Annotated in this window: 20 protein-coding genes; 12 read left to right on the forward strand and 8 right to left on the reverse strand. The window is 68.5% G+C overall.

The features are described 5' to 3' along the window. Positions 1 to 5 precede the first annotated feature (5 nt). The 5 genes from BN3385_RS03730 (at position 6) to BN3385_RS03750 (ending at position 6,795) form a co-directional block, all read left to right on the forward strand. Entirely contained in the window at positions 6 to 941 is a 936-nt protein-coding gene (locus BN3385_RS03730) for a hypothetical protein (RefSeq protein WP_197415115.1), read from the forward strand. After that, complete coding sequence (locus tag BN3385_RS03735; protein ID WP_059015146.1) at positions 938 to 2,374, forward strand: hypothetical protein; 1,437 nt, start codon at positions 938 to 940, stop codon at positions 2,372 to 2,374. The genes BN3385_RS03730 and BN3385_RS03735 overlap by 4 nt, the downstream gene beginning before the upstream one ends. Before the next feature lie 160 nt (positions 2,375 to 2,534). Continuing rightward, positions 2,535 to 4,361, forward strand: a complete 1,827-nt coding sequence (locus tag BN3385_RS03740; RefSeq protein WP_059015148.1) for a phosphoenolpyruvate carboxykinase (GTP) — start codon at positions 2,535 to 2,537, stop codon at positions 4,359 to 4,361. A gap of 384 nt (positions 4,362 to 4,745) precedes the next feature. Next, the gene (locus BN3385_RS03745; protein WP_059015150.1) at positions 4,746 to 5,978 is read left to right on the forward strand and encodes a calcium:cation antiporter family protein; all 1,233 of its coding nucleotides are present in this window, start codon (positions 4,746 to 4,748) and stop codon (positions 5,976 to 5,978) included. A 67-nt stretch (positions 5,979 to 6,045) separates the two neighbouring features. Continuing rightward, entirely contained in the window at positions 6,046 to 6,795 is a 750-nt protein-coding gene (locus tag BN3385_RS03750; RefSeq protein WP_059016362.1) for a carbonic anhydrase, read from the forward strand. A gap of 13 nt (positions 6,796 to 6,808) precedes the next feature. On the opposite strand, the gene BN3385_RS03755 is transcribed toward BN3385_RS03750, so the two are convergent. From BN3385_RS03755 to BN3385_RS03765, 3 genes are read right to left on the reverse strand one after another with little or no spacing between them, the layout of a single operon-like run. Continuing rightward, a complete protein-coding gene (locus BN3385_RS03755; RefSeq protein WP_059015152.1) occupies positions 6,809 to 7,645 on the reverse strand; it encodes a TIGR03621 family F420-dependent LLM class oxidoreductase in 837 nt (278 codons plus the stop codon). Continuing rightward, a complete protein-coding gene (locus tag BN3385_RS03760) occupies positions 7,642 to 8,244 on the reverse strand; it encodes a TetR/AcrR family transcriptional regulator (RefSeq protein ID WP_059015153.1) in 603 nt (200 codons plus the stop codon). The genes BN3385_RS03755 and BN3385_RS03760 overlap by 4 nt, the downstream gene beginning before the upstream one ends. Further along, positions 8,241 to 9,332 carry a dihydrodipicolinate reductase gene (locus BN3385_RS03765; RefSeq protein WP_156432538.1) on the reverse strand — a complete coding sequence of 364 codons (1,092 nt, stop codon included), beginning with the start codon at positions 9,330 to 9,332 and terminating at the stop codon, positions 8,241 to 8,243. The genes BN3385_RS03760 and BN3385_RS03765 overlap by 4 nt, the downstream gene beginning before the upstream one ends. A 158-nt stretch (positions 9,333 to 9,490) precedes the next feature. Between BN3385_RS03765 and BN3385_RS03770 the strand changes: the two genes are divergently transcribed. The 4 genes from BN3385_RS03770 to BN3385_RS03785 are packed head-to-tail and all read left to right on the forward strand — an operon-like array spanning position 9,491 to position 13,602. Beyond that, positions 9,491 to 9,967 (forward strand): VOC family protein, encoded by a 477-nt coding sequence (locus tag BN3385_RS03770; RefSeq protein ID WP_059015156.1) that lies wholly within the window; start codon positions 9,491 to 9,493, stop codon positions 9,965 to 9,967. A gap of 23 nt (positions 9,968 to 9,990) precedes the next feature. After that, positions 9,991 to 11,061, forward strand: coding sequence for an NAD(P)H-dependent amine dehydrogenase family protein (locus BN3385_RS03775; protein WP_059015158.1), 1,071 nt, complete (start codon positions 9,991 to 9,993; stop codon positions 11,059 to 11,061). Positions 11,062 to 11,117: 56 nt separating this feature from the next. Further along, complete coding sequence (gene fadD4 / locus BN3385_RS03780) at positions 11,118 to 12,650, forward strand: fatty-acid--CoA ligase FadD4 (RefSeq protein WP_059015159.1); 1,533 nt, start codon at positions 11,118 to 11,120, stop codon at positions 12,648 to 12,650. Positions 12,651 to 12,663: 13 nt separating this feature from the next. Further along, on the forward strand, positions 12,664 to 13,602 hold the full coding sequence (locus tag BN3385_RS03785) for an enoyl-CoA hydratase/isomerase family protein (protein ID WP_059015161.1): 939 nt from the start codon (positions 12,664 to 12,666) through the stop codon (positions 13,600 to 13,602). A gap of 73 nt (positions 13,603 to 13,675) precedes the next feature. On the opposite strand, the gene BN3385_RS03790 is transcribed toward BN3385_RS03785, so the two are convergent. Continuing rightward, positions 13,676 to 14,404, reverse strand: coding sequence for a GntR family transcriptional regulator (locus BN3385_RS03790; protein ID WP_059015164.1), 729 nt, complete (start codon positions 14,402 to 14,404; stop codon positions 13,676 to 13,678). 5 nt (positions 14,405 to 14,409) lie between these two features. Then, a complete protein-coding gene (locus BN3385_RS03795; protein ID WP_286141621.1) occupies positions 14,410 to 15,564 on the reverse strand; it encodes an acyl-CoA dehydrogenase family protein in 1,155 nt (384 codons plus the stop codon). A 74-nt stretch (positions 15,565 to 15,638) separates the two neighbouring features. On the opposite strand from BN3385_RS03795, the gene BN3385_RS03800 reads away from it, so the two are divergent. The 3 genes from BN3385_RS03800 (at position 15,639) to BN3385_RS03810 (ending at position 19,187) form a co-directional block, all read left to right on the forward strand. Further along, positions 15,639 to 16,649: a MaoC family dehydratase gene (locus tag BN3385_RS03800; RefSeq protein ID WP_197415116.1), complete on the forward strand. Its 1,011-nt coding sequence runs from the start codon at positions 15,639 to 15,641 to the stop codon at positions 16,647 to 16,649. 85 nt (positions 16,650 to 16,734) lie between these two features. Continuing rightward, positions 16,735 to 17,895, forward strand: coding sequence for a CoA transferase (locus BN3385_RS03805; RefSeq protein WP_059015168.1), 1,161 nt, complete (start codon positions 16,735 to 16,737; stop codon positions 17,893 to 17,895). Further along, a complete protein-coding gene (locus tag BN3385_RS03810; RefSeq protein WP_059015170.1) occupies positions 17,889 to 19,187 on the forward strand; it encodes an amidohydrolase family protein in 1,299 nt (432 codons plus the stop codon). The genes BN3385_RS03805 and BN3385_RS03810 overlap by 7 nt, the downstream gene beginning before the upstream one ends. Here the strand turns inward: BN3385_RS03810 and BN3385_RS03815 are convergent. Genes BN3385_RS03815 through BN3385_RS03825 form a run of 3 tightly spaced genes read right to left on the reverse strand, consistent with a single transcriptional unit; the run spans position 19,177 to position 22,333 of the window. After that, a complete protein-coding gene (locus tag BN3385_RS03815) occupies positions 19,177 to 20,340 on the reverse strand; it encodes an acyl-CoA dehydrogenase family protein (RefSeq protein WP_059015171.1) in 1,164 nt (387 codons plus the stop codon). The genes BN3385_RS03810 and BN3385_RS03815 overlap by 11 nt on opposite strands. Next, positions 20,337 to 21,449 (reverse strand): acyl-CoA dehydrogenase family protein, encoded by a 1,113-nt coding sequence (locus BN3385_RS03820; RefSeq protein ID WP_059015173.1) that lies wholly within the window; start codon positions 21,447 to 21,449, stop codon positions 20,337 to 20,339. Before BN3385_RS03820 ends, BN3385_RS03815 begins: the two co-directional genes overlap by 4 nt. Then, on the reverse strand, positions 21,446 to 22,333 hold the full coding sequence (locus BN3385_RS03825) for an alpha/beta hydrolase (RefSeq protein ID WP_059016367.1): 888 nt from the start codon (positions 22,331 to 22,333) through the stop codon (positions 21,446 to 21,448). The genes BN3385_RS03820 and BN3385_RS03825 overlap by 4 nt, the downstream gene beginning before the upstream one ends. Positions 22,334 to 22,455: the final 122 nt, after the last annotated feature.

A 22,455-nucleotide genomic window follows, 5' to 3' on the forward strand; every position in this document is an offset into this window, starting at 1 on the left:
CCGGCATGGCGGGCACTGACGGTGGGGCGGCGCGGGTGGCTGTCGTCGGCCGTCCCGGCTGTGGCCGCCGGACCGTCGCGCAGGTACTGGCTGCGGCCGGTCTGGACGTCATCCGCGCCGATCAGAGGCCTGATGTCGACGTCTACGTGCTGACCGAAACGCTCAAACCGGAGGACCGGGCCGCGCTGACGGCACCGGATCGACCGTGCGTGGCGGTGCTCAACAAAGCCGATCTGACCGGCTTCGGTGGCGACGGCCCGATGGCCGCCGCGGCCCGGCACTGTGCGCGGCTGCGGGACTCGATCGGGGTACCGCTGCTGCCGTTGGCCGCGTTGTCGGCGCTGGCTGGTCTCGACGACTCCGTGCTGGACGCCGACATGCTGGCTGCGCTGCGGGTGCTGACCACCGAACCGGCCAACCTGGCCAGCACCGACGGTTTCGTGACGGGCACCCACCGGCTGAGCATGGAGGTTCGTACCCGGCTGCTGGCTGCGCTGGATCTGTTCGGCATCGCGCACGCCGTCCGCGCGGTCCGCTCCGGTGCCGATGCGGCCGGGCTGCGCGTCGCGCTGCGGCGGGCCAGCGCGGTCGACGAGGTGCTGGCGACGGTGGGCCGGTTGGCGGCCGCCGGTCGCTATCGGCGTCTGGTCGACGCGACGACCGTCGACCAGCTGGGCGACGAGGTGGTGGTGACCGCCCGGATGAATGCAGCCATGGCGGTGCTGGCCGCCGAGGGTGTGACGGTGGGCGAGGCAACCACCGCGCCGGACCTGTTGCGGCGGGCGTTGACCTGGCAGCGCTACAGCCGAGGTCCGATGTCCCGGCTGCATCAGGCCTGCGGCGCCGACATCGTCCGTGGCTCGCTGCGGTTGTGGGAGCGGGCCGGCGGGGTACCGGAGCCGCCGGGCCGGCGACATGAAGCCCCGGAGCCGCCGGCGTGAGCGACGACGTCGACTCCCTGGTGTGGGCGATTGATCCGGACCTGCCCGCACCCGCCATCACCCGCCGCGACGCCGTGCTCGTCACCGGGCCGTGGCTGGCCGGCACCACCAGCGTCGCCGAGGCCCTGCGCCGTCGGCTGCCATCGCACACGTTCGTCGAAGCCGCCGACCTCGGTCCAGGCGAAGCCCCGGCCGCGGTGGTGTTCGTCGTCTCGGCCACCGCCCTGCTCTCCGGATCGGATGGCGACCTGCTGGATGCCGCGGCCGCCAATACCGACACGGTGATCGGGGTGGTCACCAAGATCGATGTGCACCGCACCTGGCGCGACGTCCTCGACACCAACCGCGCGCTGCTGGCCGACCATGCCGCCCGCTACCGCGACATCCGGTGGGCCGGTGTGGCCGCCGCCCCCGATCTCGGCGAACCGGTCCTCGACGACCTTGTCGCCGCGGTCTCCGAAGCGCTGGCCGATTCGAGTCTGGATCGGCGAAATCGGTTGCGCGCCTGGATTAGTCGCTTGTCGGCTCTGGGTGATCGCCTCGAGCGGGCAGCCGAGGGTGTCGGCCGGGAATCACGGCTGGCCGCGCTGCGTGACGAGCGCTCCGACGTGGTGCGCCAGCGGCGGGTGGACAAGACCGAACGGGCCGTCGCCCTGCGTACCCAGGTACAGCAGGCCCGGGTGCAGCTGAGCTATTTCGCCCGTAACCGGTGCACCTCGGTGCGCTCGGAGTTGCAGGAGGATGCGGCGTCGCTGACCCGTCGGCAGCGCGCCCCGTTCGTCGACTACGTCCGCACCCGGGTTGCCGAGGTGGTCGACGACGTCGACGACGGCATCACCCGGGACCTCGGCGACGTCGGCCGCGAACTCGACCTTCCGGTCGACGTGCCGGTAGGTCCGCGGCCAGTTGTTGAGGTGTCCGATCCGCCGCTGCGGTCGCGGCGTCTGGAAGCGCGGCTGATGACCGTGCTCGGTGCCGGGTTCGGGCTCGGTGTCGCCCTCACGGTCAGCCGGTTCTTCGCCGGGCTGGCCCCGCAGTGGACCGCCGCGGGCGCGGTGGGCGCGGCGCTGCTCGGCATCGTCCTGACGCTGTGGGTGGTCGGGATTCGCGGCTTGCTGCACGACCGGGCGGTGCTCGACCGATGGGTGAGCGAGGTGATCGCCGGGGTGCGGGCGACGATGGAGGAGTGGGTGGCCACCCGGGTGCTGGCGGCCGAGGCCGCACTGAGCACGGCCGCCGCGCAACGCGACGCCGACGAGGCGGCCGCGGCGGAGAAGGCGGTGGCGGCCATCGACCGGGAGATCCGCGCGCACGCTCTGGCGGGGGCTCAGGCCGTCGCTGAACGGGACTGCCGGATGCCGGTGATCACGCAGGCCGCGGCCGTCGTCGCCGCCGAATTGGCCGCCGAGCGTGGAACTGAATCGATGAAATGACTGATATGGGACTTTCTGAATCGTTCCTGTGAGTGATCGGACATAATCCCGATTAACCGCGGGTATCTCACCCGCGTTAACCTTCTTGCAGGGACGACAGTCTCCGCTATTTGCGGCATAAGGCCTGCATCCTGGCAAGAAACCTACGCAGGAGATACCAATGACCTCAGCGACCATTCCCGGTCTGGACACTGCACCGACCAAGCACGCGGGCCTGTTGGCCTGGGTCCAGGAAGTCGCTGAACTGACACAGCCCGACAGAGTGGTGTTCGCCGACGGCTCCGAGGAGGAGTACCAGCGGCTGGCCCGGCAGCTCGTCGAGGCCGGCACCTTCATCCCGCTGAGCGACTCCGAGGAGCCCAGCTCGTACCTGGCGCGTTCGGAACCGTCCGACGTGGCCCGGGTGGAGTCCCGCACCTTCATCTGCTCCGAGCGTGAGATCGACGCCGGGCCCACCAACAACTGGATGGCGCCCGCCGAGATGCGTGCCCTGATGACCGAGCTGTACCGCGGGTGCATGCGCGGTCGCACCATGTACGTGGTGCCCTTCTGCATGGGCCCGCTCGGTGCCGAGGACCCCAAGCTCGGTGTCGAGATCACCGACTCGGAGTACGTGGTGGTCTCGATGCGCACCATGACCAGGATGGGCAAGGCGGCGCTGGAGAAGATGGGTGACGACGGCTTCTTCGTCAAGGCCCTGCACTCCCTGGGCGCCCCGCTGGAGGCAGGCCAGGCCGATGTGCCATGGCCGTGCAATGACACCAAGTACATCTCGCACTTCCCGGAGACCCGCGAGATCTGGAGCTACGGCTCGGGCTATGGCGGCAACGCGCTGCTGGGCAAGAAGTGCTACTCGCTGCGCATCGCCTCGGTGATGGCGCGCGACGAGGGCTGGCTCGCCGAGCACATGCTGATCCTCAAGCTGATCTCCCCGGAGAACAAGGCCTACTACATCGCCGCGGCCTTCCCGTCGGCGTGCGGTAAGACCAACCTCGCGATGCTGCAGCCGACCATCCCGGGCTGGCGTGCCGAGACCCTGGGCGATGACATCGCCTGGATGCGGTTCGGCAAGGACGGCCAGCTCTACGCCGTCAACCCTGAGTTCGGCTTCTTCGGCGTCGCCCCCGGCACTAACTGGAGCTCCAACCCGAACGCGATGAAGACCATCGCCGCCGGCAACACCGTCTTCACCAACGTCGCGATGACCGACGAGGGCGGCGTCTGGTGGGAGGGCCTCGAGGGCGAGCCCGAGCACCTCATCGACTGGAAGGGCAACGACTGGACGCCGGAATCCGGCACGCCGGCCGCCCATCCGAACTCGCGCTACTGCACCCCGATGTCGCAGTGCCCCACGCTGGCCCCCGAGTGGGACGACCCGCAGGGCGTGCCGATCTCGGCGATCCTGTTCGGCGGCCGCCGCAAGACCACGGTGCCGCTGGTGACGCAGGCTCGCGACTGGCAGCACGGTGTGTTCATCGGCGCCACCCTGGGCAGCGAGCAGACCGCCGCCGCCGAGGGCAAGGTCGGCGCGATCCGTCGCGACCCGATGGCCATGCTGCCGTTCCTCGGCTACAACGCCGGCGACTACTGCCAGCACTGGCTGGACCTGGGCAAGAACGCCGATGAGTCCAAGATGCCGAAGATCTTCTTCGTCAACTGGTTCCGCCGCGGCGATGACGGCCGCTTCCTGTGGCCGGGCTTCGGCGAGAACAGCCGCGTGCTCAAGTGGATCGTCGAGCGGGTCGAGGGCAAGGCCAACGGTTCGTCGACCCCGATCGGCATCGTCCCCCGCGTCGAGGACCTGGACCTGTCCGGTCTGGACGTCGAGGAAGCCGACGTGCTGGATGCGCTGAAGGTCAACGCCGACGAGTGGCGCGCCGAGCTGCCGCAGATCGAAGAGTGGTTCGAGTTCATCGGCGAGAAGCTGCCGACGGGCGTGAAGGACGAGTTCGAAGCGCTCAAGCAGCGCCTCGCCGAAGCGGACTAGATCGCCAGCAGCAAGCCCCGGACGCCACGGCGTGCCGGGGCTTGCTGCTATCCCGGGCAGTTTGCAGAGCGGCACGTTACGGGTTGCCGAACACTTTAGTTCCTGCGCCCTTATCAGGACTTTCGTGCTCTATGCGCCAACTTTTTGATAGCCCTGCTAAGTTGCTCGACCGGGATGGTTGGGCTAGCCTTACGGACAGCGAAGGGGAGTAGTTCCTCTGGCGGCCCTCGGGTCGCAGAGCGGATGGTCGACATACTGGCGGCAGTGCCGCCCGGTCATCCACCGGGTCTTTGGTCCGGCGAGCGAGACCTTCGGCCGACATGTTTGTGTCGACCCGAAGTCTCGCTGCGCGTCACCTCGGGTCGCCTGAGCCGAGGAACCGTGATGACCAGCCTCCTGTCCGCCAATCGGGATACCGAAATCCGCTCCCCTCGCAGCGTGCTGCTGCGGTCCTTCCTCCTCGTAGCCGCCCTGATCCTGCCGGCGATGGTGGTCCGATTCGGCGGTCTGCACCTGAACCCCGTGCTGTCGTTGGCGATCTACGGCGCCGCCGTCGTCGCGGCCAGTTTCGTGCTGGCCTGGGCGGCCGAGGCGGCGCAGATCGACGTCTCCGGTGGCTTCGCGATCGCGGTGCTTGCGCTCATCGCGGTGCTTCCGGAGTACGCCGTCGACCTGTACTACGCCTTCACCGCCGGGCAGAACGCCGAGTACACCCAGTACGCCGCGGCCAATATGACCGGATCCAACCGGCTGTTGATGGGCATCGGCTGGCCCATCGTGGTTCTGGTCAGCCTGTACGTCGCGCGGCGGGTGACCGGCAAGAAAACCACCACCCTCATGCTCGATCCGGGCAACCGCGTCGAACTCGGCTTCCTGCTCATCGCCGGTGTCGCGGCCTTCATCATCCCGGCCACCGGCCGGATCACCCTCACCCTGGGTATCGCCCTGCTGGCCTGGTTCGGCTTCTACCTCTACAAGCTGACCCGCGGGGAGGTCGAGGAGCCCGACCTGATCGGCACCGCCGCCGCGGTCGGTGCGCTGCCCGACCGGACCCGCCGGATCACCGTCGTCTCGCTTTTCGTCATCGCGGCCGGCGTCATCCTGGCGTGTGCAGAACCGTTCGCGGAGAGCATGATCGGCGCGGGCACCCAGCTCGGCGTGGACCGCTTCCTACTGGTGCAGTGGCTGGCGCCGTTGGCCTCCGAGGCCCCGGAGTTCATCATCGCGATCATCTTCGCCGCGCGTGGGAAGGGCACAGCGGCCATCGCGACGCTGATCTCGTCGAAGGTCAACCAATGGACCCTGCTGGTCGGCTCACTGCCGATCGCCTACCTGGCCGGCGGTGGCGGAACCGCGCTGGTGCTCGACGGCCGCCAGATCGAAGAGGTGCTGCTGACCGCGACCCAGACGATGATGGGTATCGCCCTGATCTTGGCCCTGCGCTTCCACCGGCATACCGCGTGGATGTTGTTGGCACTGTTCATGATTCAGTTCCCGATCACCTCGACGCATGGCCGGATGATTCTTTGCGGAGTGTATGGTGTGCTGGCGGTTGTCGGTCTGGTGATCAACCGGAAACACCTGCTGGCAACGGTTCGCGCGCCGTTCGCGGGGTAAATCACCGCTCGGTACCGGCTTTGCCACGCTAACCTCATGGCGGAGCCGGTCGAGAGGGGTGTCGAAGGTGAGCAACGTACTGTCCAGGAGGGCCTGGTTCGGGGTGGCCGGGGCGTCGGCGGCCGCGGCGGCACTGAGCGCCTGCGGGTCGTCGACCCAGACGGCGACCACGACCACCGTGACCGTGCCGGCGAACATCCCGATCACCGCCGAGTCCGAGAAGCCCACCATCTCAGGGCCGGACGAGGCGCTGGACCTTCTGCGCCAGGGCAATCTGCGGTTCACCGGGTCGCATATGGTGCATCCGGATCAAGGAGCCGAGACCCGGTTACGGGTTTCCAAGGCGCAGAAGCCTTTTGCCGTGGTGCTCAGCTGTTCGGACTCCCGGCTGCCTCCGGAAGTCATCTTCGACCAGGGCCTCGGTGACCTCTTTGTCGTCAGGGTCGCGGGCAATATCGTCGAACCGGCCGGCCTGGGAAGTATCGAGTACGCGGTCGGACATTTCGGTACCCCGCTGATCGTGGTGCTCGGTCATCAGAACTGCGGCGCGGTGTCGGCGACGCTGGAAGCGCTGCAACCGCCGTTCAATGCCCCGCACGGCGCGGTGGAATCGCTGGTCACCGCGATCACCCCCGCGGTGGCCGTCGCCGAGACCCGGCCCGGCGATCTGCTGCAGAACGCGATCGTGGCCAATATCGAGCAGTCCCGCGACCAGATCAAGCAGTCCCACGAGCTGGCGAAGCCACTCGCCTCGGGGGCGCTCAAGGTGGTCACCGGCTACTACGGCCTGGAGGACGGCGTCGTCACGCTCACCTGAGTCTGGTTGCGCCTCAGCGTAGTTCGGCGATCACCTTGGCGAACTGATCGGCATGGTGCTGCTGGACGCTGATGTAACTGATGCCATAGCGTTCGCGTTGCTCGCGCAGTTGGTCGGCCATGTCACCGACGGTGCCCTTCAGCACGGTGGGCAGCGCCAATAGCTCGTCCTCGGAGAGGTCCGGAAGGTTGACCCGGGTGAGCCCGAGATCGGGCTTGCCGTGATCATCCGTCGGGCAGGCGGTGATGCAGAGGTTGAATTCCAGGTCATCGGCGCGGTCGCCCGCAGCGGCGCGGACGAACTCGACGCGGTCGAGCAAGGGGTCCTCCGCGGTGCTGCCCGGCTTGCCGCCGGTGAACCCGATGATCGCCGAATGCCGTGCGGCCAAGGTCAACACGCGGTCACCGGAGCCGGCGATCATGATCGGCACATCGGGCAAGCTGCCTTCCAGGTAGTGGGTGGTGTGCTCGAGGTAGTCGACGCGGCGCCCGGCGCTGGGGAAGGGAAGTTCGGCGGCCTCGAACTCGTGCTCGGCGTAACCGGTGCCCAGCCCGAGTTCCAGGCGGCCGTCGGTGAGCCGGGCGACGGCCTCGACGTCGCGGGCCAGGAGTGCGGGCTTGTAGAAGCCGACGTTCATCACGAACGTGCCCAGGGTGATCTCGGTGACGTCGGCGGCGGTCAGCAGCGCGGCGAACGGCGCGGGCGCGCCGAGATGATCGGGGACCTGGAGCACGTCGTACCCGAGGTCCTGAACCCTGCGTGCGGCCGCGCGCCACTCGGTGCGGGTGCCGAACGGGATGACTTCGATCCCGAACTTGAAGGGGCGCTGAGCTTGTGGAATGGCGGTCATCGGGACTCCCAGGTGCCGGACAGGACGATGGTGAGGGCGGACTTGATCTGGTCGGGCAGCGGGGTGTCGGCCGGTGTCGCGCCGGCGATCCACTGCTGGAAGACGTACTCGCTGGCGGCCAGCAGGGTGTGGACCAACAATGCCGAGCGAAGCGCCCTCGGGTCGGTGTCACCCAGGCGCCCGGCGGTGAGCTTGATGAGCTGCTCACGGTCCTGGGCCGGGACGAGGGTGACCCGGCTGATCAGCTGCGGGGCGCTGCGGATGGCCGTCAACCAGGTTCCGGTGTCATCGCTGTTCGGGTTGGTCATCGCGTCGACCATCGCGGCCACCAGGGCCCGGCCGGCCGGTTCGGCTGACGGGCGGGCCTCATAGGCGGCCACCACACCGGAGATGTTCTCCAGCAACGGTTCCACCAGGAGGCTTTCCTTGGTCGGGACGTGCCGGAACAGGGTGCTCGTCGACACCCCGGCGGCGGCGGCGATGTCCTCGGTGGTGACCGCGTCGTAGCCGTGCTCGGCGAACAACTGCAGGGCCGCGCGGCGGATGTCGGCGAGCAGCGCGGCACGTTGTCGGGTGCGCAGGGGGACGCGTTCGGTCATCGGTCCATCCTGCCAAGCAATCTCGGGTGGGCGCGCCCGGCGACCAGTGGCAGGTCCAGTGCGGTCTGGATACCGGGAGCGGCGCCGCACGCGTACGGGATCGAGTTCACGCAGTGCGCGGCGGTGGCCACGATGCCGTCATTGCGCAGCAGGCCGGCGGCCACCGATTCGGGATGCCAGCCGTGGATGGTGACCTGACAGCTCGGATCACCCTGCACCTCCATCTCGAAGCGCTGGCCCTCCGGCTCGAACGACCAGTCCGGATCGAGATGGTCGGGGCCCATCAGCCAGTTCACCCCGATCCGGACCACGACTTCGTCGCCGAGCACTGCCTCCCAGTGGAAGCGTTGTGCGGCAACCAGTCCCGGCTCAATGATCCCGATCGGCGATTCGATCGGCGCGGTGGCCACCGCGGATTCCTGGATGGTGCGGATCTCCGGGCGGGTGGGGGCGTCGGCGAAGCCGAGGCCGTCCAGGATCATGTTGACCGACTGCCGGAACCCGCCGTCGAGCAGGCTGAGCATCGGTCCGCTGGCGGCCTCCTCGGGGGTGGCGCCGAACAGCATGATGTGGCGGACCACGTCGGGTGAGTCATAGCTGCGGATGTCGGAGAACTCCTCGCCGCGTACGAAGGTCACCGATGACGACATCGCGGTCATCATCAGCGGGAAGATCTCGGTGACGCCCCCCGGGTCGATCCCGGTGCCGTGCAGCGTGGTGTGGCCGTCGCGGCAGGCCTGCTCGAGGGCCGCCGTGCCCGACGGCTGGGGATAGAACCAGCCCAGTGGGGTGATCACGTTCTTGCCCGACCGCAGCAGTGCCTCGACCTGTTGCTCGTCGGGGAACAGCGGTGCGTACAACACCGCGTCGGCGTCCAGAGCCAGGATCTCGTCGATGTCGTTGGTGGCGTGCACGCCGATCGGGTCGGTGCCGATCAGGTCACCGACGTCGCGCCCGTTCTTCTCCGCAGAGTGCACCCAGCATCCGACGAGTTCCAGGTCGGGGTGGTTCTGGATGCATTCGATGGCGGCCCGGCCGACTGAACCCGTTGCCCACTGAATCACCTTGAGTGGCACCTTGACCGGCATTGTCGGACCTCCATGTCTCGATAGCTAGATGGGCTCACATTCCTAAATCGGAGTAAATCCCTACTTGAGAGTCACTGTCAAGTGCTGTTAGCGTGGCTCCCGCGAACCCACTGCGCCGGGACGCCTGATCATTGCTTCACCGCCGGGAAGGATCGGTCATGACAGAGCCGAAACCGATTGCTGTGCAGAATTTCTCGCACATCTGCATAGGGGTCAGCGATATCGACACCTCGGTGGCGTTCTACACCTCGGTTCTGGGCATGGACGTCGTCTTCGACGTCGAACTCGAGGGGGAGGCCCTCGACACCGTCACCGATGGCGTCGCGCAGAAGGGCCGCATGGTTGGCGGCCTGATCGGCGGTGTCATGGTCGAGCTGCTGTCGCTCGGTGCCGTGCCGGCCACCCCGTCAGGCCCGCACCTCGGCTACACCAACATGTCTTTCCGGGTCGACGACCTCGGCGCCGCCTACGACCGCATCCGCACCGAACACCCGCACGTTCACCTCGACCAGGCCGTCGACATCGGCGGGGTCCGGATGTTCTTCCTGCAGGACCCTGACGGCACCCCCATCGAAATCCTCGAACTGCCCGGCGGCCTCACCTCCACGCTTCAGCTGTGGCGTCCGGCCACCTGACCCCACCACGAACAGGACTCGCCATGACGTTGAAAGTCATCCAGTGGGCTACCGGCTCCGTCGGCCAGGCGTCGATCGAATGCATCCTGGAGCATCCCGACCTCGAGCTGGTCGGCTGCTGGGCGCACTCAGAATCCAAGAGCGGCAAGGACGTCGGTGAGCTGATCGGTATCGAGCCGATCGGTGTCACCGTCACCAACAACGTGGACGAGATCCTGGCCACCGAGGCCGACGCGGTCATGTACTCACCGCTCGTGCCGCGGGGTAAAGAGGTGGCCGCACTGCTGCGGTCGGGCAAGAACGTCGTCACCCCGGTGGGCTGGTTCTACCCCAACGCCGAGGAGACCGCGCGGATCAACGAGGCCTGCGCCGAGGGCAACGTGAGCCTGCACGGCACCGGGATGGACCCGGGCGCCATCACCGAGGTGCTGCCGCTGATCCTGTCGGCGATGTCCTCGGGTGTGACCTATGTGCGCGGCGAGGAGATCTCTGACATCCGCGGCTACGGATCGGTCGATGTGGTCCGCGACGTGATGATGTTCGGCGGCACCCCGGAGCAGGCCGTCGGCGGCCCGATGCTCGATCTGCTCGACGGCGGCTACCGCCAATCGCTGGCCATGATCACCGACACCCTGGGGTTGCGGCCGGACGAGGTCCGCGTCGAGCGGCTGCTGGAGACCGCGGTGGCCGCCGCCCCGATCGAATCACCCATCGGCACCATCCCACCCGGTCACGTCGCCGGACAACGGTTCTACTGGGACGCCTACGTGGGCGACCACAAGATCGCCCGGGTCGGAGTCACCTGGCTGATGGGGGAGGAGAACCTCGACCCGCCGTGGACCTTCGGTCCGCTCGGTGAGCGCTTCGACGTCGAGGTGCGCGGAACTCCGGACACCGTCATCGCCATCACCAGCTGGCACCCGGACACCCTGGAAGAAGGGCTCGCCCGCAACCCCGGCATCGTGGCCACCGCGGCGCACTGCGTCAACGCCATCCCCTACGTCTGCGCCGCGCCCGCCGGCGTGCGGACCTCGGTGGACCTGCCGATGATCGCCGGGCGCGTCCACTCCAGGATCCGCAGCGCGCAGGTCTGAGCCTGGCCGAACGCACCACTCGACACCCGTCAAATCGGCTGTCGTAAAGTGCACGCATGCAGATCCGTGAGCACGCTGAAGCCACCCCGGACAAGCCCGCCGTCATCCTGTACCCGTCGGGCACCGTCGTCACCTTCGGGGAGATGGAAGCCCGGGCGAATCAGCTGGCCCACTTGTTCCGTCAGGCCGGCCTGCGCGAGGGCGACGCCGTGGCGATCCTGCTGGAGAACAACGAGCACTTCCACACCGTGATGTGGGCAGCCCGTCGCAGCGGCCTGTACTACGTGCCGATCAACACCCACCTGACCGCGGCAGAGGCGGCCTACATCATCGACAACAGCGCGGCCAAGGCCATTGTGGGTTCGGCCGCGCTGCGCCCGGTGCTCGAAGGCCTGGCCGAGCACCTTCCCAAGGGCCTGCCGGAGCTGCTGGTGGTGATCAATGACGACCTGGACGGCTGGTTGCGCTATCCGGAATGTGTTGCCGATCAACCGACTACGCCCATCGACGACGAGATCGAGGGTGACCTGCTGCAGTATTCGTCGGGAACGACGGGCCGGCCCAAGGGGATCAAGCGGGAGCTTCCGCACCTGCCGCCGTCGGAGGCGCCCGGCCTGATGACGATGCTGGTGTCGTTCTGGATGAACCCCAACGGGGTGTACCTCAGCCCGGCGCCGCTGTATCACACCGCGCCGTCGGTGTGGTCGATGACGATGCAGGCCGCGGGCATCCCGGTGGTCGTTATGGAGAAGTTCGACGCCGAGGGCACCCTGGACGCAATCCAGCGGCACCGCGTGACGCACGGCCAGTTCGTGCCGGTGATGTTCACCCGGATGCTGAAACTGCCGGAGGCCGTGCGCAATTCGTACGACATCTCCAGCCTGGAGCGCGTCATGCACGCCGCGGCACCGTGTCCGGTCGAGGTCAAGAAGCAGATGATCGACTGGTGGGGACCGATCGTCGACGAGTACTACGCCTCCTCGGAGGCCATCGGCTCGACCCTGATCAGCGCCGAGGAGTGGCTGGCCCACCCCGGTTCGGTGGGCAAGCCGATGCTCGGCAACCTGCACATCCTCGACGAGGAGGGCAATGAGTTGCCGCCCGGCGAGCCCGGCGAGATCTACTTCGAAAGCGAGAACACCTTCGAGTACCTCAACGACGCCGAGAAGACGGCGTCGTCACGGCATCCGAAGGGCTGGATGACCGTCGGCGACATCGGCTACCTCGATGACGACGGCTACCTGTTCCTGACCGATCGCCGCCACCACATGATCATCTCCGGCGGGGTGAACATCTACCCGCAGGAAGCCGAGAACATGCTCGTCATCCACCCCCAGGTGATGGACGCCGCGGTGTTCGGCATTCCGGACGACGAGATGGGACAGAGCGTCAAGGGTGTGGTCCAACTCGTCGACCACGGCCAGGCCTCCGAGGAACTCGCCGAGGAGCTGCTGACCTGGCTGCGCGAGCGGCTGTCGCACTACAAGTGCCCGCGGTCGATCTCCTTCGAGCCGCAGCTGCCGCGCACCGATACCGGCAAGCTGTACAAGCAGGAGTTGATCACCAAGTACTCGGCCTCGACGGGGTAGGCACCGCCGCCGCATGCTGCTCGTCGACCTCGCCGATCCACCGCCCATCCCGGCGGCGGGTGTGCCCGGGGTGGTGGTCGCCGTCGGTGAGTCGGCCACGCCGGAGTCCGAATACTGGCTCGGCACAGCTACTTTCGCCCTCACCGATACCGAGCACGAGGATCGCCGGTTCGTGGCCGTCGACTCGATCCCGGACACGGTGGCCGAGCTCGAGCAGCGCTGCTCGCGCTGGCCGCACGCCAGCGCCATCTGTGACGACGTGCTGCGGTCGGTCGACGTGGAGGGTTCGGCGTTCCCGGCCATCGTCACTGAGTCGCTGGCCTACTCGACGCTGCAGTCCGGCCCGGAGTTCGCCCGCTGGCTGACCGAACGCGGGCCCGCGCAGGTGCCTGAGATCCCCGACCCGGTGGTGGCCGAGCGGGACGGATCGATCCTGCGGATCTGGTTCAACCGGCCGCAGCGCCACAATGCTTTTTCCACCGACGCCCGCGCACTGCTGCTGGAGGCACTGACGGTAGCCCTGCTGGACGACACGGTGGGCCAAGTGGTGCTGGGCGGTCATGGTCCGTCGTTCTGCAGCGGCGGCGACCTCGGCGAGTTCGGCACGTTCGACGACCCCGCCAGCGCGCACGTGGCGCGCACCCGGCATTCCCCGGCCTTGGCGCTCGACGAACTGACCCGCCGGCTCGGACGGGACTGTCGGGCCGAGATCCACGGCAGGGTCTTGGGTAGCGGACTGGAGATGGCGGCGTTCTGCGGATGGGTGCGCTGCCACCCCGACACGGTGCTGGGCCTGCCGGAACTGGCGTTGGGTCTGATCCCCGGAGCTGGCGGGACGTTGAGCATCACCCGACGGATCGGCCGTTGGCGCACAGCCTATTTGGTGCTGTCCGGCCGGACGATCGACCCGGTGACCGCGCTGCGGTGGGGGCTGGTCGACGAGATCGCCTAGTGTCGGGAGTCGGCGACTCCGAACCCGCCATCCTGTCGTTATCGAGCGAAAGGTCGAGTGCCCAGCGCGACAGCTACAGGCTCGCCGAGCGCCGCAAGGTGACCCGGTAGGTGTACTGCTCGGGCAGGAAGTGGCTCACCGACAGCTCGACCGGGGTGCCGGTGGTGTCGGAGTAGAGCCGGTCCACCCGCAACATCGGGTGCCCCGGTTCGGTTTTCACGGCATCGGCCACCGAGTCATCGGCCGGAGCGACGGTAATCAGTTGTGCTGCTTCGGCAATCGGCTCGGCGAGGTGTGGTTCCAGGACGCCGATGATCGTATTGGTGCCCACCGCGCCGGTAGCCAGTTCGGGGGAGTGCAGCACCAGCCGCGCCACTGCCTCGGGCAGGTGAACGGTAGTGAGGACGAAGGGAATCCCATCGTGGAAACGCCGGAACACCACCGTGTAGACCACGTCATGGTCGAGCCGCAACCGGCTGGCGGCGTTGACGTCGACGCGGCGGGAAAGTCCTTGCAGGACTTCCATGGTGGTGTCCTCGGACAGGCTCATCAGATCCTCGATCGAGCCCAGCTGGCGCAGGTACACCCGATCGTTGGCATAGGTTCCCCGGCCCGGAACGCGGAAGACGAGGCCCTCGGCGACCAGATCCTGGAAGGCGCGGCGCACGGTCTGGCGGGACACCCCGTACTCGGCGACCAATTCGGACTCGGTGGGCAGCCGGACGCCCTCGGGGTAGGCCCCGGCGGCGATGTCGTCGCGCAACCGTTGCCGCAGAACCTGATACGCCGGCTCCGGCTTCATGGCTCCTAGATTCCTCCTCTGGCGACCAGCTGCCCCGCAATGACATTGCGCTGAATCTCGTTGGTGCCTTCACCGACGATCATCAGCGGCGCGTCGCGGAAGTACCGTTCCACATCGTATTCGGTGGAGTAACCGTAGCCGCCGTGGATGCGGACGGCATTGAGTGCGATCTCCATGGCGACCTCAGAGGCGAACAGCTTGGCCATACCAGCCTCCATGTCGCAGCGGTCCCCACTGTCGTAGCGCTCGGCGGCGTAGCGGGTCAGCTGACGGGCTGCGGTCAGTTTGGTGGCCATATCGGCCAGGTAGTGACCGATGGCCTGGTGCTTCCAGATCGGCTGACCGAAGCTTTCCCGGTCCTGGGCATAGGCCAGGGCGTCCTCGAGCGCGGCAGTGGCCACCCCCAACGCGCGCGCGGCGACCTGAATCCGCCCTGTCTCAAGGCCTTTCATCATCTGGGCGAATCCCTTACCCGGCTCGGTCCCCAGGATGGCCGACGCCGGTACCCGGCAGTCCTCGAATACCAACTCGCAGGACTCGACGCCCTTGTAGCCGAGCTTGGGCAGGTCCTTGGACACCGTCAGGCCGGCGGTCGGGTTCTCGATGAGCACCACCGAGATACCCGTATGGCGCGGAGTGGCCTGCGGATCGGTCTTGCACAGCAGGGCGATGAGCCCCGAGCGGCGGGCGTTGCTGATCCAGGTCTTGGCGCCGTTGATCACCAATTCGTCGCCGTCACGCCGGGCCACACAGGCCATGTTCTGTAGATCTGAACCGCCGCCGGGCTCGGTCAGCGCCATGGTGGCCCGCAGCTCACCGGTCGCCATCTTCGGGAGGTAGGCGGCCTTCTGCTCGGCGGTGCCGAAGATCTCCAGCAGCTTGGCCACCACGGTGTGGCCGCCCATCGCGCCGGCCAGGCTCATCCAGCCGCGGGCCAGTTCCTGGGTGACCTCGACGTAGCAGGGCATCGAGACGGGTGAGCCGCCGTACTCCTCGCTGATGGCCAGACCGTAGATCCCGATCCGCTTCATCTGCTCGATCCACGCTTCGGGGTAGGTGTTGGCGTGCTCGATGTCGCGGATGCTGGGTTTGACGTCCCGGTCGATGAACGCCCGGACTGTCTCCACGAGCATGGTCTCTTCGTCGCTGAGTGCACTCACCTTGGCCGCTCCAATGTCTCGAAATGTACGGCCATATTGACACACCACTTCACTAACTGCCAGCATGGGCCACTGTGACTTTGTACGGCCATATTGGCGCGGGTGAGGCGGGCGGACCCTACTTCGACGACCTCGTGGTGGGCCAGGTGTTCGAGTGGGCGCCCTCGATGACGCTGACGCCCGGCGTGGCGGCCGCCCACCAGGCGATCCTCGGTGACCGGATGCGGCTGGCGCTGGACGCCGAACTGGCCCACGCCGTCGTCGGCTCCACCGGGCCGCTGGCTCACCCGGCGCTGGTGTGTGATGTGGCCATCGGTCAGAGCACGTTGGTGACCCAGCGGGTGAAGGCAAACCTGTTCTACCGGGGGCTGACGTTCTATCGCTATCCCGTGGTCGGCGACACCCTGTTCACCCGTACCGAGGTGGTCGGGCTGCGGCAGAACAGCGCCAAACCCGGGCGGACGCCGACGGGCATGGCGGCGCTGCGGATGACGACCATCGATCAGGTGGGCCGGCTGGTGCTCGACTTCTACCGCTGCGCGATGCTGCCGCTGAGCCCCGGGGCTCCCGACACCGGACATGCCGATGACCTCTCGGGCATCGGTGCGGACCTCGCATCGGCGCCGGATCCGACGGCCGACTGGAACGCGGTGGCGTTCCGGGAACGGGTGCCGGGGCCGCACTTCTACGAAGACATCGCCGGGTCGGTGCTGCGCAGCACCGGCGACGTGGTCAGCTCCGCTCCCGAACTTGCCCGCCTGACGCTGAATATTGCCGCCACCCATCATGATTCGCGGGTCGGCGGCCAGCGCCTGGTGTACGGCGGCCACACCATCGGGCTGGCGCTGGCGCAGGCCACCCAGTTGCTGCCGAACCTTGCGACGGTGCTCGGCTGGGAGTCGTGCGACCACACCGGCCCGGTCCACGAAGGCGACACGCTCTACAGCGATCTGCACGTCGAGGCCGTGCAACCGCTGCCCGCCGACCGCGGCGGTGTGCTGCGGCTGCGCTCGCTGGTCTACGCCGTGGCCGACGGTGAGGATCGGCCGGTGCTGGACTGGCGGTTCAGCGCGCTGCACTTCTGAGGGCCGCGCCGAGATCGACGTTCTGCACGTCCGCACTCGCACATCTGCGCCGGTTCGTTGGTTTCGGCGGACAGGGGGCGGGACAATGGGCAGCGGGCTGGCCTGGTTGACCGGGCTTGCCGACGGGCCACCGGATGGTTCCCGGGCAGCGGTCCTGACCCGCGCGCAGGAGGTGGCCGGGGCGATATCCGCCCGGTGGGGGATCCATGTCGATGCGGTGCCGCTGCTCACCGGCCGGGCCGGAGTGCGGGGATTTCGCCGGGCAGGCCAGACCTCGGCGGGCGGGGCCACCCGACTGCTGCTGACCGCCGACGGGTGGTGTGCGCTGACGCTGTCCCGGCCCGATGACATCGCCACGATCCCGGCACTGCTCGAAGCCGACGACGTTCCCTCGGATCCCTGGCCGGCGCTCACCCGCTGGGCCGCCACACGCAATAGCGCCGAAGTGGTGGAGCGGGCCGTCCTGCTTGACCTGCCGGTCGCCCGGCTGGGTGAGACCTCGCCCGCCCCACCGCGCGTCATCGCGTCCGGACCCGCAACCGAACCACGTTCCGCAGCAGGCCTTCTGGTTGCCGACCTGACCTCGATGTGGGCCGGCCCGCTGTGCGGGCAGCTGCTGGCCCAAGCGGGTGCCACCGTGGTGAAGGTGGAGAGTCCGCACCGGCCGGACGGCACCCGGGCCGGCGATCCCGTCTTCTTCGACTGGATGAATCGCGGAAAGCTCTCGTATGCCGTCGATTTCGATCGGGGCGCCCGCCGCCTGAAGGCACTCCTGGCGGCGGCTGATGTGGTGATCGAAGGCTCCCGGCCCGGGTCGCTGGCCCGGCGCGGTCTGAGCCCGGACCTGCTGGCGGGCCCACCCGGACGGGTCTGGGTACGCATCACCGGCCACAGCACCGACAGCGGGAGGGTCGCTTTCGGTGACGACGCCGCGGTCGCCGGTGGACTGGTGGGGACCAGCACCGCCGGCCCCGTGTTCTGTGGTGATGCCATCGCCGATCCCCTCACCGGGCTAGAAGCCGCTCGGGCCGTGGCAGATTCGCTGTCCCGCGGCGGTGGCGAGTTGATCGAGGTGGCGATGTCCCAGGTCGCCGCGACCTACGCCGCACTGCCCATCCAACGATCCGCCGCCGGTGACGTGCTGCCCCCGCAACCGCCCCCCGCGACGCCGCGGGCGGCCGCGCTCGGCGCCGACACCGCACACGTCGATGCCATCGTTGCCCAGAAGCGCACGGTGCCATGCTGATTCAACGCGCCACCCTGCTGGACGGTCGCGCCGTCGACATCCGGGTCACCGACCGGATCGACGCCGTCGAGGCCACCTTGGCACCCCAGCCCCGGGAGAGCGTGTTCGACGCAGCCGGCGGCACCGTCATCCCCGGCCTGCACGACCACCACGTTCACCTGCGCGCCGCCGCGGCCGCACTGGACTCCGTGCCCGTCGACCACGCCCACGTGCCCGACAGAGCCGGGCTGGCCGCAGCGCTCGCCGCCGCCCCCGTCGGCAGCGACGGCTGGATCCGGGCCGTCGGCTACCACGAATCGGTGGCCGGGCCGCTCGACCGCACCGTCCTGGACGAACTGTCCCCCGCGGTGCCGGTGCGCATTCAGCACCGCAGCGGCGTGCTGTGGATGCTGAACTCCGCCGGCCTGGCCGCCGTCGGACTGCCCGACCACCCCGACGGCAGGCTGCGCAGCTACGACGACTGGTCGGATGCCGTCGCCCGCCGCGACACACCGCTCACGGGGTTGAGTGAGCGGCTCACCTCCTACGGCGTCACCGGCGTCACCGAAGCGACGCCCGACCTCGACGCCGACGCCATCGTCACCCTGACCCAGGCGCACCGGCACGGCGAACTGCACCAGCACGTGCACTGGCTGGCCCCCGGCAAGCGCATCCTGCACGATGACGGGCTCGATCTCGACGAGCTGACCGACTGGATCGTCACCCGACACCGGGAGGGACCCGTTGCGCTGCACTGTGTGACGGCAAGCCAACTCGTGGTGACACTGGCCGCGCTGGAGGCGGCGGGAGGCCATCCGGGTGATCGCATCGAGCATGCCGCGGTGGTGCCCGCCGACAGCCTCGCCGACCTGGCGCGCCTGGATCCGGTCATCGTCACTCAGCCCAACTTCGTGGCCGAGCGCGGTGATCAGTACCTGCTGGACGTCGCCGCCGACGACCAGCGGGGGCTGTGGCGGCTGGCTTCCTTGCGGCGCGCCGGGGTGCGGGTCGCGCTCTCGACCGACCTGCCGTTCGGCGGGGCCGACCCGTGGGCGGCGATGCGGGCGGCGGTACACCGCACCACCGGCCGCGGCGCTGTCTTGAACCCGGACGAATGTGTGTCGCCGTCAACAGCTTTGGCGATGTTCTTCGGGCATGCCGAGCAGCCGGGGCGCCCCCGCACGGTCGAGCCGGGGCAGCCCGGTGACCTGTGCGTGCTGGCCGCACCACCCGCCGAGGTCCTCGATGCCCTTGACGCGGACCTGGTCGCCGCCACCGTCGTCGGCGGCCGGCTGTACGAGGTCAGGAACTAGTCGGCAAATCCCGGAACGCCGTATTGCGGTAGGGCTCCGGTTCTTTGGGCAGGCCCAAGACGCGCTCACCGACGATATTGCGCTGAATCTGGTCGGTGCCGCCACCGATCGAGGTGAAGTAGGCGTTGAGCGCCCGGAATGTCACCGCATCACCCACCGGGTTGTCCGGCCCGGTCAGCATCGACTCCGGACCCACGATCTCGGTCTGGACCCGTGCGGTTTCGTGCAGGATGCGCGACATGGCGATCTTGCCCAGGGCCAGCAGGGTCGCGGCCTCGACGCGGTCGGTGGTCGCCTTGGCGCGCTGGGTGTTCCACCGGTTGACCGCCGCATACGCTTCCACTCGGGCGATCTCCTGGCGGATGTGGGCGTCGCCGAGAGTCCCGGACTGACGTGCCATCCCGATCAGGCTGTCGTTATCGGCCTGCGGCTTCTTGGCCGACCGGGAGGTCCTGGCTAGATCGCCCATCAACCGGCGCTCGTAGGCCAGCGCCACCTGCAGCACCGACCACCCGCCGCCCGGCTCACCGACCAGGTTCGCGTCGGGCACCCGGGCACCGGTGATGAAGACCTCGTTGAACTCCGATTCGCCGGTGATCTGGTGGATCGGCCGGATCTCCACGCCGGGCTGACGCATCGGGAACATGAAGAAGCTGATTCCGTTGTGCTTGGGCACATCCCAGTCGGTGCGCGCCACCAGCAGGCCGTAGTCGGCGGACTTCGCGAACGACGTCCACACCTTCTGGCCGTTGACCACCCACTCGTCACCGTCACGGTCGGCCCTGGTCCGCAATCCGGCCAGATCCGAGCCCGCACCCGGTTCGGAGTACAGCAGGCACCACTTGGTCTCGCCGCGGATCGACGGCGGGATCAGCCGGTGCTTCTGCTCGTCGGTGCCCAGATCGTGCAGCGTCGTGGCGAACAGGTTGGCCCGGTCATGACCGGTTCCCGGCGCCCCGGCTGCGGCGAATTCGGCTGCCACGATGCGGGATTGGCGGTCGCTGAGACCACGTCCCCACCACTGCGGCTCCCAGCTGGGCACGGCCAGCCCGGCGTCGAAGACCAGCTGCGCCCACCGGCTGCGGTCCATCTCGGGATCCCAGTTCGCGGCCAGCCAGGCGCGGACGTCGTCGCGAACTTCGTCGTCGGTCATGACTGCGCCTCTCGCAACTGGATGTAGCGTTCCCGGTGCCAGGCCGGGTCGCCGAAGATCTGGGCGTCTGTGCGGGCCCGCCGCAGGTACAGGTGCGCCGGATGCTCCCAGGTGAAGCCGATGCCCCCGTGCACCTGAATGTTGGTGGCGGCGGTGGACACGAACGCCTCCGAGCAATAGGCCTGTGCCAGAGCCAGATCCGCCAGTCGGTCCGGCTCGCCGGCGTCGAAGGCCGCCGCGACGTGGCGGGCTGCCGACAGCGCGGACTGCGCCTCCAGAAGCATGTCGGCACACATGTGCTTGATGGCCTGGAAGCTGCCGATGGCCCGGCCGAACTGGAAGCGCGTCTTGGCGTAGTCGGCCGACATCTGCATCACCCTCATCGCGCCACCGGCCTGCTCACCAATCAGGGCAATCGAGGTGTGGTCCAGTGCGTCCTGCACTGCGGCGCAACCGTTCTCGATCGAGCCGACCAGGCGGGCCGGGGTCTGGTCCAGGCTGAGCCTGCCCTGTTTGCGGGTCTGGTCGACGGTGGTCAGCGGACTGACCACCAGGCCCGGCGCGTCCCGGTCGACGGCGAACACGCCGGTTCCGGCCAGAACGTAGAACCGCTTGGCCGCCGTGGCGTCGAGCACGAACGTCTTGGTGCCGGTCAGCCGCCAGAACTGACCGTCCGCAATCGCCGTAGTGCCCGACTCGGCAGGCGGGCGCGCTGAACCCGGCTCCGCCAACGCCACGGTGGCGATCAACTCGCCGGCGGCGATCCGGGGCAGCACGTCGGCGCTCTCGGCTGAATCACTGAGGGCAAGAAGCAGATTGGTCGTCAGGACGGTGGACAGGAACGGGGCGCACAGCAGGGCGGCACCGATCTGCTCCGACACCACCCCGAGTTCGGCCGCACCCGCACCGGCGCCACCGAATTCGTCCGGAATCGTCAGCCCGAGCAGACCCATCGCGGCCAGCTCGGCCCACACTGCCGGGTCATAACCCAGGTCGTCGGCCATGAGCCGGCGCACCTCGGCCTCCGGCGAGCGTTTGGCCAGCAGGTCGGCCACCGCCTCGGCGAGGTCGCGCTGCTCGGTGCTCAGCGCAGCGGTCGCGGTGCTCATGAGAAGAAGGGGCGCAGGCTGGCGCACTGGCTGTCGAAGAACGCCTGCGAGATCGGCGCCTTGGGGGCGATCCCGTCGAAGCCGTGGAACGCTCCCGGCACGATATGCACCTCGCACGGCACGCCCGCGGCCTGCAGTCGCTCCGCATAGGCGAGGTCCTCGTCGTGGAACAGATCCAGCGTCCCGACCCCCATCCAGGCCGGCGGCAGCCCGGCCAGGTCGGCCCGGCGGGCGGGCACGGCGACCTGCGGGTCGGCGCCGCCGAGGTAGGACTGCCAGCCGTAGCGGTTGCTGGTGGCATTCCACAACCGGTGACCGGAGTCGTGCAGGTGGTCGCCTACGGTCCGGTCGTCGAGCATGGGGTAGACCAGCACCTGGAACACCGGGGTGATCTCGCCGCGGTCGCGGGCCAGCAGGGCCAGTGCGGCCGTGAGGCCGCCGCCGGCGCTCGCGCCGCCGATGGCGATGCGGTCGCGATCGATCCCGGGCAGCCCGGCCAGCCAGGTCAGCGCCGTGTAGCAGTCCTCCAGCGGGGCCGGGTAGGGGTGCTCGGGCGCCAGCCGGTAGTCGACCGAGGCCACCGTGATCCCCAGCGCGGCGACGAACCGGCGGCACAGCGCGTCGTCCTGCGCGGCGGTCCCGATGACGTAGCCGCCGCCGTGAATCCACAGCAGCGCGCCGGTCGTGGTCGCCGTCGTCCCGGCCGGCCGGTACAGCCGGACCCCGACACCCGAGGGCAGTGTGAGCACCTCGACACCATCGTTGTTGACCCGCTGCAGACCGGTCAGTCTGCGCAGGACCGGCGTCGTCAGGCCGGAGATCAGCTTGCGGGGGACGTACCGCGCGACACTGCGCAGTTCGGGGTGGATATCAGTGTTGGCCACGAGGCCAGTATCGCGCGGCGGTGCGTCGGCGCCGTGGCGGCCCCGGGTGGGACGGCCCTTGATCCGCACATGGGCCGAGACGTATCGTGAGGTCCGCTATTACGGAACTCCGCGTAGCGTAA

Source organism: Mycobacterium sp. M26 (genome assembly GCF_001494595.1).
Lineage (GTDB): Bacteria > Actinomycetota > Actinomycetes > Mycobacteriales > Mycobacteriaceae > Mycobacterium.

What these genes read in the sequence shown, in the direction of transcription:
- BN3385_RS03730 (WP_197415115.1), top strand. Translation starts at nt 6, where the DNA reads ATGGCGGGCACTGACGGTGGGGCGGCGCGGGTGGCTGTCGTCGGCCGT.
- BN3385_RS03740 (WP_059015148.1), top strand. Translation starts at nt 2,535, where the DNA reads ATGACCTCAGCGACCATTCCCGGTCTGGACACTGCACCGACCAAGCAC.
- BN3385_RS03745 (WP_059015150.1), top strand. Translation starts at nt 4,746, where the DNA reads ATGACCAGCCTCCTGTCCGCCAATCGGGATACCGAAATCCGCTCCCCT.
- BN3385_RS03755 (WP_059015152.1), bottom strand. Translation starts at nt 7,645, where the DNA reads ATGACCGCCATTCCACAAGCTCAGCGCCCCTTCAAGTTCGGGATCGAA.
- BN3385_RS03760 (WP_059015153.1), bottom strand. Translation starts at nt 8,244, where the DNA reads ATGACCGAACGCGTCCCCCTGCGCACCCGACAACGTGCCGCGCTGCTC.
- BN3385_RS03765 (WP_156432538.1), bottom strand. Translation starts at nt 9,332, where the DNA reads ATGCCGGTCAAGGTGCCACTCAAGGTGATTCAGTGGGCAACGGGTTCA.
- BN3385_RS03770 (WP_059015156.1), top strand. Translation starts at nt 9,491, where the DNA reads ATGACAGAGCCGAAACCGATTGCTGTGCAGAATTTCTCGCACATCTGC.
- BN3385_RS03775 (WP_059015158.1), top strand. Translation starts at nt 9,991, where the DNA reads ATGACGTTGAAAGTCATCCAGTGGGCTACCGGCTCCGTCGGCCAGGCG.
- fadD4 (WP_059015159.1), top strand. Translation starts at nt 11,118, where the DNA reads ATGCAGATCCGTGAGCACGCTGAAGCCACCCCGGACAAGCCCGCCGTC.
- BN3385_RS03785 (WP_059015161.1), top strand. Translation starts at nt 12,664, where the DNA reads ATGCTGCTCGTCGACCTCGCCGATCCACCGCCCATCCCGGCGGCGGGT.
- BN3385_RS03790 (WP_059015164.1), bottom strand. Translation starts at nt 14,404, where the DNA reads ATGAAGCCGGAGCCGGCGTATCAGGTTCTGCGGCAACGGTTGCGCGAC.
- BN3385_RS03805 (WP_059015168.1), top strand. Translation starts at nt 16,735, where the DNA reads ATGGGCAGCGGGCTGGCCTGGTTGACCGGGCTTGCCGACGGGCCACCG.
- BN3385_RS03810 (WP_059015170.1), top strand. Translation starts at nt 17,889, where the DNA reads ATGCTGATTCAACGCGCCACCCTGCTGGACGGTCGCGCCGTCGACATC.
- BN3385_RS03815 (WP_059015171.1), bottom strand. Translation starts at nt 20,340, where the DNA reads ATGACCGACGACGAAGTTCGCGACGACGTCCGCGCCTGGCTGGCCGCG.
- BN3385_RS03820 (WP_059015173.1), bottom strand. Translation starts at nt 21,449, where the DNA reads ATGAGCACCGCGACCGCTGCGCTGAGCACCGAGCAGCGCGACCTCGCC.